We start from the raw sequence: 533 nt of genomic DNA, 5'->3' as shown, positions 1-533 counted from the left end.
TTACTGATGATGCTGATAAGTACACTCCAGAACCAAATCCAATCAACACTGATAAGGGTCACATGCCAGATCCATCAGAAGGAATTGGCAATAAGGATAAGATGCCAGATGGCACTAAGTACACTTGGACAAATGGTGAACCAGATGTAAACACACCAGGTACTAAACCAGTAACCATCACCGTAACTTACCCAGATGGCTCAACTGACACAGTAACTACAACTATTACTGTTAAGGAACCAGCTAAGAACCCAACTGATTCAGATAAGTACACTCCAGAAGGCCAACCAATTAATACTGACAAGGGTGTAATGCCAAACCCAGGAGACGGTATTAAGAATAAGGATGGTTTGCCAGATGGTACTAAGTACGAATGGGCAAACGGTGAACCAGATGTAAATACACCAGGTACTAAACCAGTAACTATTACCGTAACTTACCCAGATGGGACAACAGATACAGTAACTACTACAATCACTGTTACTGATGATGCTGATAAGTACACTCCAGAACCAAATCCAATCAACACTGAT

General features: G+C 41.5%; 1 protein-coding gene. It reads left to right on the top strand.

Going from position 1 to position 533, the window contains the following annotated elements:
* Positions 1-533, top strand: a 533-nt coding sequence (locus H5R88_RS00700) for a Rib/alpha-like domain-containing protein (RefSeq protein ID WP_259393954.1), incomplete at both ends; no start/stop codon positions are given.

This window comes from Limosilactobacillus agrestis, assembly GCF_014145585.1.
In the GTDB taxonomy this organism is placed as follows: Bacteria; Bacillota; Bacilli; order Lactobacillales; family Lactobacillaceae; genus Limosilactobacillus; species Limosilactobacillus agrestis.
The sequence above is the reverse complement of the archived record's forward strand: the minus strand, read 5'-3'. Positions and strand labels throughout refer to the sequence as shown.